We start from the raw sequence: 7836 nt of genomic DNA, 5'->3' as shown, positions 1-7836 counted from the left end.
GTTTGTCCAGTCCCTGTGGACTAATGGGGAGCTGTTGGAAGGCGGCTGTCCGACTTAATCCATCCAATGTGCTGGCAGGATTGCCCATCCAGCCAAACACCAAGCTGCGGATGAAGTTCGAGCCGCTGAGTTTGCGCTGGCGTTGAATGAAGCCGCTTTTTTTGCTAACGCGTCCGCTTTTTCATACAAGATGGCTTGCAATGCGGTGGCTACTTTTGTCAGTATCAATGCGCGGTCTCCTTGTCGAAGTCGATCTATTCGGTGTGCAAAACTAATAGCCTACCAGAGAGGGAGACCGCTTTCGCGGGTTAAAGTTGATGCGTATAGGCGTATGCAATACGCCCCTACGAAGACCATCCGCTGTAGGGGCGTATTGCATACGCCCTCTTTGGGAAGTTGTTTCATACACGTTCCTTGTTTACTGCCGATTAATAATGATCTCGGTGATCTTGGTATCCGCCGGAATTTTTGACTTATCAATGTCATAGCTAAACAATGCTACGTCCAGACGATAGGACAGGGTGTCATGGCGGGCATACGTCCTGCCCTCGATTTCAGAGCCGTGAACCTCAATGTCAGGGAAGCGCATCCTTAACTCCCCTAAAGTGCTGCCAACGTGGATGCCTTCCGCCGTTTGCGCCATCTGGGTTTGTACGGTGATGTCACCCACCCGGCTTTCATTATTGGGATCAGGCATAAAATAGCCTGCCGGATTATTGTTGAAGTCCTTGATGGTGTAGACGGTGAAATCCCCTTCGCCGGTTTTCAAGGTGTCCTGCTGGACATAATCGCTCTTCGCATACGCTGAAATATTGTCACCGACGGTAATTCCCCTGAAGGAATTGGCAGATATGCTGAGTTCTGTGTGTGCGCTTCCGTTGTTCATGGTTGGTTCCTCCTTGGGTGCTTGCTGATTGGCATTTTTTTCACCGTTATTGGCTGAGCAGGACAGAACCTGCATGGCGATAAGAAAAATAGCCGGAATGGTGATTAGATATTTCATAAGTTCCCTCTCGTAAAGTGGCCTCATTCCTGAGTCAAATCTTCTGATTTTACATCATCAGCCGATAGCACAAATCAGCCAGCTTTCATGCAAAATCAGCCAGACATTCCAAATAGTGCCAATGCCTGCAAGCACTGTGCCTTGTGCGCCTCGCCTTTACCGGGGGCAAACACTTTACCGGGCAGCTTCAAACCGTATTGGCGCTGTTCCTGATGGCATTCCAGCACTTTGCGGCACAAGTGTGACAAACGTACTTCCACCCCCGGCATCGGCAAACTATCCCAGTCCAGCCATAGGTCATGGCTGGCATAATCCACAAATGTCTTGGTGTAAAGCTTGCCGGTTTGGGCGAATTTAGCCCAATGGATGCGTTTAGGGGCATCGCCATACTGGTAATCACGCACCCCACCGAAATCGTTCGTGCCACCCATGATTTCCAACCCCGTGTCTATTGCTGCATTAGGGGCAGTGCCGTTCGTTTGGAAAGCCTTCTCTATTGGTGCGGGGTAGACCAAACCTTGTGCATCCAGAGACACATACGACCATGTTACCGCCAGACCGGTGGGGTAACGGCTGGTAATACGCAGGCGTGGCGGTTTGAAATACCCGCGCCCTTGAGTGCTATGTGAGAGTTTTACCCGTTGGACTTGGGTGGTAATCAGATTTACCTGTACCTGGCTTTCGCCTTCCCAGTCCAATTCCAGCGCGTATTTGGCTTGCTTTACGGGGCGGCTGAGGGAGACTTCCAACACCGCATTTTCCCCTGCAAAACACGGCTCAATGCCAATAACGGTAACGGACAGCCCAGCTAAATTACGCCAAGTGTAAAAGATATTCAGCAACAGCAAGGCCAGTAGCCAAAAGCTGATGATGTACACCAGTGAGTTTTGGAAATTGATCCCCAACAAGAATAGCAAGGCCACGACTGCTAACAACCCCAGTGCGGTTTTGCTGGGGAGAATGAAAATCTTATCCACGCCCGACAACATCCACTTTGCTGAGGATGTGCCGCGCCAAGGATTCGCCTTGCGCTTCTTGCCGCCCGACAAGGCGATGCCCGACCACGGCAGCAAACACCGCTTGCACGTCTTCTGGCAATACATGCCCGCGCCCTTGTAGTAATGCCCAAGCTTGCGCTGCTTTAACCAATGCCAGCGAACCACGCGGTGACAACCCTAAATGGCACACGTCGGTCTGGCGGGTGTAGGCAATCAGGCGTTGCACATAATCCAGCAGGGTGTCGGTCATTTTCACTTGCGGGACGAGTGATTGCAGGGCTTTCAGGCGGGATTCGTGTAACACTTGCTGCATACTGGCGAGTAACACCCGCCCGTTACGTCCTTTCAATAACTCACGTTCTGCCGCAGGTTCAGGGTAGCCTAAAGAGAGACGAATCAGGAAACGGTCAAGCTGCGATTCTGGCAGCGGGAAGGTTCCCGACTGGCTTTGCGGGTTTTGGGTGGCAATCACGAAAAATGGGGAGGGCAAGGTATGGGTGGTGCCATCGACGCTCACTTGGCGCTCTTCCATGGCTTCCAGCAAGGCGCTTTGTGCTTTGGGGGTAGCGCGGTTCAGTTCGTCGGCAAGGAAGACTTGGCTGAAGACCGGGCCGGGGTGAAACCGGAATCTGCCTGCCTGCGTCTCGAAAATCGTTGCACCAATCAAATCGGCTGGCAGCAAGTCACTGGTGAATTGCACCCGCTTGTATTCTAGGCCGCACACCTGCGCTAGTGCGTGGGCGAGGGTGGTTTTACCCATACCGGGTAAGTCTTCCAATAGCAAATGACCGTTTGCCAGCAAGCAGGTGAGGGCGAGTTGTATTTGCTGCTCCTTGCCGTGGATGACCTTGTTCAATTGCGCAAGCGTAGCCTGAATCAGTTGGGGGGCTGCGGTTGTCATGGGGTGTCCGTTATTGTTATTGATTGGGGTTTGGGGAGGACTTTACAGGAAGGGCTATGGCTTGCCTATGGGGAGGCGACGGGCTGCTTTTGCCAGTTGATGCCGTTGTTGCTTCCACTACAGTTGCAGCATGACATTCCACCCCAGCAATGCCACACTGAACGTGACAATCCCTGCCGCTTTCCACAAAAAAAGCCGGTAGCGGTCGTCAACTTTATGTTGGAAAAAGTTATAAACTGTTTTCGGTTTACCAATGGCAAAAATGGCTGGCTGCTGTTCACGGTGGGGCGCTGCCAAACGCCACCGACCTTGGTTATTAACCAGTCGTCCGAAAACTGTCACTTCATCCGCATGATTACAATGTTTTTCTGTGATAATAAATCGACGATAAGGGTGAGATTTACCCGGCGGTAACGGGACGGGGGAAGATCGCTGCGTTTTCTGATCTTTCTTCAACAGGCTCACACCCTGCTTGAGGAAAGCAGCAACGTTACACGAAACGGTGAAGTTACTGCACTGAATCTCCATATCCTGATCCGAGGTAACGGTATGTAGGGTTTTTCGCAGCGTCTCCATGCCTTTTTGGGGCTTTTTTCGCTTGTGTTCCCACTCTCCCTGTACGGTAAAGGCGAAGAAATTGCAGCGCTTACCGGATTGCGGTGTTGTCAGGGTATCAGGGTTGATGAGTTTGCCCGTCGCTTTGACATAACAATCTCCTTTGCTTTCATCGAGCCAAGGCACATTCCGCAAATAGTCGATGGCAAGTTTGTCCTTTTGATACCGATTAATTTCGATAGTGACGATAAACAGCACGTAGATGAATAACGCAAGCGCAATCATACCGGTAACGACTGAATCCAAATTGCGCAGATAGAACGTTAAAACTAAAGCCACCACACAGGCAGTAAATGCTTTACCCATTATTATTGCCATTGTTGTTGTTATTATTATTGTTGTTGTTATTCGTACTGGACTCACCGAATGACAGACTAAAACTGAAGCTTGCGCCGCTGGCTGTCGTCGCCCCTGCTGCCCCCAAATAATAGTCTGGATCAATCCTAGTAATACGCTGACCATCAAAACGCACGTAATCCCTGTCGCGGAAATCACAACGTACCGACATATCATCTAGCAAATGCGCTTGGTGAATAAAATACAACGACGAATTCTTGTAAAGGACATGGCTCTTTACATTGCCATCCCCCAAAAAACCTACCACTTTAGCCTGCACTGCCGCATGGTCGCTCCTTAACAGTATTTCTTCCAGAAACAAGGCAGTCCTTTTAATTAAATTGGTGTGTTGCAATCCCATAACATTACTCCTTCCAGTAAAACTCGAAATTAGAAAATGGCAGATTGATTGCCTGCACATGGTAAAACGCATTCTTGCGATGCTTGTTATAATGGTATTCACGCAAGGTTTTCGTGGTGACAAACAAATTATTGCGTACCTGCGGACGGTAAAAACCGGCATGACTCTTGAGAAAATGGTGGAGATCAAAGCGGTAATAATCGTCCTCCAGCACCGATACCGCCATCAATGACTGGCTATACAGCGCGTAATCAACGATATGTTCCTGTTTGCTACGCCCCTCATCCCCATACGTCACCGGGGTATTGCGCAATAACATCAGGATGACGTGATTATTGACCGGCTCATCACAGGCAATTCCAAACGTCTCCTTATGCACCCCCAACACCACTTGGCTATTGGCATCGCAATATTCAATCTCGCGCGTATTGCGTAGGATAGGCGACTCCAAAGCATAACGTATCCCGTTACATTCCAGATAAAACAGTCGGTTGCCAAACAACTCGGTTAATACCGGATCGCGCTGGACAATATGCCGCAAACTGTTTTCCGGGGCAGATAATTCCGGGGTAATATAATGCTCTTTATGCGGATAGTAGTGCTGAATGCTGTGAGTATTGTTGCGCAATTGCAAATGTTTAGCATGGTAGGCTAGATGCTCGGCAGACATCGGCACATAACGTTCCGGGTTGTCGCGGTAAATGGCTTTCTGTAACTGGCAGGTATAGCTTTTACGCAATCCCGTTTCACTACGCACAAACGTGCAACCCACATTGCAATACGTCAGGTATTCACATTGCAGGCAACCGGCATCCATTGTCATGCTATTTTCATTGCGCTCAATCACCTGCCAGCCGTTTTGGATAATGGTTTCCACCTCATCCTTAAAAACATTGCCGTAGTAATAAGCCGGTGACGACTGCCCACGCGGACAAGAATATACCGAACCGTCGTACTGGAGCAGAAAAAACTTATTGCCGCAATTGACCGCCGAACAGCAATAATCGGGGGTAAATTCGCTAAACCATTCCTGACGCAAGCCCGGCTCTAATGCCGTGCCTTTAAACGCCTTATTCAGCGCGTGATAAAACCTAACTTGCTCCTCTTGAGTCAACATGGTCAAACCATCTTCTCGGTCAGTAAATTTCTCACCATTTTTCAGGGAATCGAAACTGAACATAATATTGAAACGGTTCATGTCCAGCCCAATGTCGGTGTGCAGGTAATGGATGTCACGAATAAAATCATCCAGATGCTGCAAATGCTCACGGGTTACAACACAAGAGAGCTTTTTACGGTGCGGGTATTGCGCCAATAAACGCAGGTTCTGTTCGATTCGTCCTAGGGTACTTGCCCCCTTCTTATCCACCCGGTATTTCTCGTGCAACTTTAGCGGCAAATCAATACTAGCGCTAATGGAAACCTGATAGTCCTGCATTAACGCATAATGCTTGGCAAAATTCAGTAGATTGGTTTTAACATGGATGGGATTCAGCTTGAAGCCCATGCCCTGAATGGTACTGCCGTAATCCGCATAATGTTGCTGGGCAATGTCGAACAAGGCACGCAAGGTTTTAGTGGGCAGCGTCGTGACTTCACCACCGTGGAAAGACAAATTAAAGGGCAAGTAACCTGCCTCCAGCAACTTGGCCAAGGTCGTTTGCAAGGTTGTCACTGCCAGCCTGTCATCAGGGCGTTCCTCGGTAAGCTCCCCCAAATAGCAATATTGGCAGCCCATATTGCAAAAAATGGTCGGTACATAGAGCAAATGGATCGGTTTTTTAATGCCTTCCGCTCTGATTGGGATTAACGGCGCAACCATACTTCCACCCTCCGGTTTTTCGCCAGACTCTCCGGCTCATCTTCACGTGAATCCAGCAACAGAGCTGGTTCTTCCCCAAACCCGGTCGCTAATGCTACCGACAAACCTTCTGCCTCCAGTTGTTGCTGGATTTGGCTGGCACGCTGTTGAGAGAGCGTCAGATTGCGTTCCGGGCTGCCTTGCGGGTCAGCAAAGCCGATCAACACCAGTTTGGCTCCGGCAAACTCAGGGCGTGACATTTTTTCTGCCAAACGTCCAACATCGCGGTGAGCACGGTTATCCAACTCGGCAGACCCCGAACGGAAGCGGAAATTGAGTGGCGTATCAGTACGGTCAGCACTTTGGATCGCTGTTTTATAGGCTGGCGGCACCGCATCATCTTCCAGCAATACTTGTTTGCTCTCTTCCACCTGTTTGACCACTGGCGGTGCTTTATCCGCCTGATCCTGCAAGCCTACCCCAACCAAACCGACATCCGTCACCACTTGTTGTCCGGCATCACTTAATGCAAACCGCACAAACTCACTGGCTAACGGGCTAGGTTGGCGAGTTTGGTAAAAGAACAAACGTCGGGTTAGTGGGTAATCTTCCGTTTTAACGGTAAAGCGGTTGGGCGACAACGCTCGCCCGCCATCCCCCATGCGCAGCGGCAAGGCTTTACTGTTGCCGATGTAATTCAGCCCAACAAAACCAATACCACCCGGATCGCTGGCAACATGTGCTGACAAGGCATTGCTGTCTTCAAAACATTTCAGGTTTATGGGGTTAGCGCAATCCAGCATTTGCCCAGAAAGCACTAATTGGGCAAAGGTGTCATGTGTGCCAGACTGGTTATCACGCGCATAACGCTGGATTGCCCCGGACATATTCGCCCCCGGTACGGCTGACCAATCATTGATTTCGCCCCGGAAAATTTGCCCAATGGTCGTCAGCGGCAACGCGCCAACCGGGTTATTGGCATGAACAATCACCGCCACACCGTCCAACGCCACAACATGCTCCTGCGCCCGCGAAGTCAGGTCGCCCAGCCCCTGCGTCTGGAAGGCACTCACGGTATCGGCTTTTGCCGCACCCGATGCCAAACCAATATCCGCAAATCCGCCCAGCAAACCCACACCAGCGTGTTGCGGAGTTTCCATAAAAGCTGTTCCTGTGCCATAGGCTTTAATCTCAATGCTGTCCTGTTCCCCGGAACTTGGTGCTTTGCCTTGCACCCGGATGTCCAGCTCACCATCCCGCACCTGCTGCACATCGGTATAACCCTTTTGTTTCAGAAATGCCTCTGCCAATGCTGGAGCAAGGGTAGCGCCAATCGTGTTAGAACCATGCAGGCGCAACAACGCGGCCTTATCCTGAAGCGAACGCCCCAGAATGGTGGTAAGCACGGAATTGTTGGCGGGTACGGGTAAGTTGGCAGCAGGTGCTGGAAAGCCAAACCACCACACCACCAGCACTCCCCCTAGCAAGAGCAGGCATACCACCAACAGCACCAGTGGCAGCCCAATGTTTTGTGTGACCGAGCTAACGGGCGGCGCTGTCCTTCCACGTTGGGGGGTATTGTTGGCTACCGTACCAGCCGGACTTAGGGGTTGCCCGCATTCAGTGCAAATAAAATGTGCGTCATCAGCATCCTGGATCTTGCGCCTGTCAGCAAATGAGCAATCATCATAATTGCTGCAATAACCGTATTGCCTTGCCATGTGTTCTCCCGTAAAGCGCTATTATTTTTTAACTATCATCATGATAGAAATTACAGATTACAACAACATGACAAAAACAAGCATGTTGTGGGTAACTGCC

General features: G+C 50.4%; 8 protein-coding genes. All 8 read right to left on the bottom strand.

The window, feature by feature from the left end; genetic code table 11:
* Positions 1–54: 54 nt before the first annotated feature.
* The 8 genes from BLV87_RS19195 to BLV87_RS02570 all read right to left on the bottom strand — a co-directional run bounded on the left by BLV87_RS19195 (position 55) and on the right by BLV87_RS02570 (position 7736).
* On the bottom strand, positions 55–228 hold the full coding sequence (locus BLV87_RS19195; protein WP_175517799.1) for a hypothetical protein: 174 nt from the start codon (positions 226–228) through the stop codon (positions 55–57).
* A 190-nt stretch (positions 229–418) separates the two neighbouring features.
* Positions 419–1003 carry a hypothetical protein gene (locus BLV87_RS02600; RefSeq protein WP_093065092.1) on the bottom strand — a complete coding sequence of 195 codons (585 nt, stop codon included), beginning with the start codon at positions 1001–1003 and terminating at the stop codon, positions 419–421.
* A 95-nt stretch (positions 1004–1098) separates the two neighbouring features.
* Positions 1099–2076 carry a DUF58 domain-containing protein gene (locus BLV87_RS02595; protein ID WP_245706883.1) on the bottom strand — a complete coding sequence of 326 codons (978 nt, stop codon included), beginning with the start codon at positions 2074–2076 and terminating at the stop codon, positions 1099–1101.
* Positions 1973–2902, bottom strand: coding sequence for an AAA family ATPase (locus BLV87_RS02590; protein ID WP_093065089.1), 930 nt, complete (start codon positions 2900–2902; stop codon positions 1973–1975). The genes BLV87_RS02595 and BLV87_RS02590 overlap by 104 nt, the downstream gene beginning before the upstream one ends.
* A 117-nt stretch (positions 2903–3019) precedes the next feature.
* A complete protein-coding gene (locus BLV87_RS02585; RefSeq protein WP_093065087.1) occupies positions 3020–3823 on the bottom strand; it encodes a hypothetical protein in 804 nt (267 codons plus the stop codon).
* On the bottom strand, positions 3816–4214 hold the full coding sequence (locus BLV87_RS02580) for a hypothetical protein (RefSeq protein WP_093065085.1): 399 nt from the start codon (positions 4212–4214) through the stop codon (positions 3816–3818). Before BLV87_RS02580 ends, BLV87_RS02585 begins: the two co-directional genes overlap by 8 nt.
* 4 nt (positions 4215–4218) lie before the next feature.
* The gene (locus BLV87_RS02575) at positions 4219–6036 is read right to left on the bottom strand and encodes a radical SAM protein (RefSeq protein ID WP_093065083.1); all 1818 of its coding nucleotides are present in this window, start codon (positions 6034–6036) and stop codon (positions 4219–4221) included.
* Positions 6021–7736, bottom strand: a complete 1716-nt coding sequence (locus BLV87_RS02570) for a substrate-binding domain-containing protein (RefSeq protein WP_093065081.1) — start codon at positions 7734–7736, stop codon at positions 6021–6023. Before BLV87_RS02570 ends, BLV87_RS02575 begins: the two co-directional genes overlap by 16 nt.
* Positions 7737–7836 lie beyond the last annotated feature (100 nt).

The organism is Thiothrix caldifontis (assembly GCF_900107695.1).
Taxonomy (GTDB): Bacteria; Pseudomonadota; Gammaproteobacteria; order Thiotrichales; family Thiotrichaceae; genus Thiothrix; species Thiothrix caldifontis.
Note: the sequence above shows the minus strand (reverse complement) of the source record. Positions and strands in the feature narration are given on the sequence as shown.

Excerpts from the sequence above, each read along its gene's own strand:
- BLV87_RS02600 (WP_093065092.1), bottom strand. The coding sequence starts at position 1,003 with ATGAAATATCTAATCACCATTCCGGCTATTTTTCTTATCGCCATGCAG.
- BLV87_RS02590 (WP_093065089.1), bottom strand. The coding sequence starts at position 2,902 with ATGACAACCGCAGCCCCCCAACTGATTCAGGCTACGCTTGCGCAATTG.
- BLV87_RS02585 (WP_093065087.1), bottom strand. The coding sequence starts at position 3,823 with ATGGGTAAAGCATTTACTGCCTGTGTGGTGGCTTTAGTTTTAACGTTC.
- BLV87_RS02580 (WP_093065085.1), bottom strand. The coding sequence starts at position 4,214 with ATGGGATTGCAACACACCAATTTAATTAAAAGGACTGCCTTGTTTCTG.
- BLV87_RS02575 (WP_093065083.1), bottom strand. The coding sequence starts at position 6,036 with ATGGTTGCGCCGTTAATCCCAATCAGAGCGGAAGGCATTAAAAAACCG.
- BLV87_RS02570 (WP_093065081.1), bottom strand. The coding sequence starts at position 7,736 with ATGGCAAGGCAATACGGTTATTGCAGCAATTATGATGATTGCTCATTT.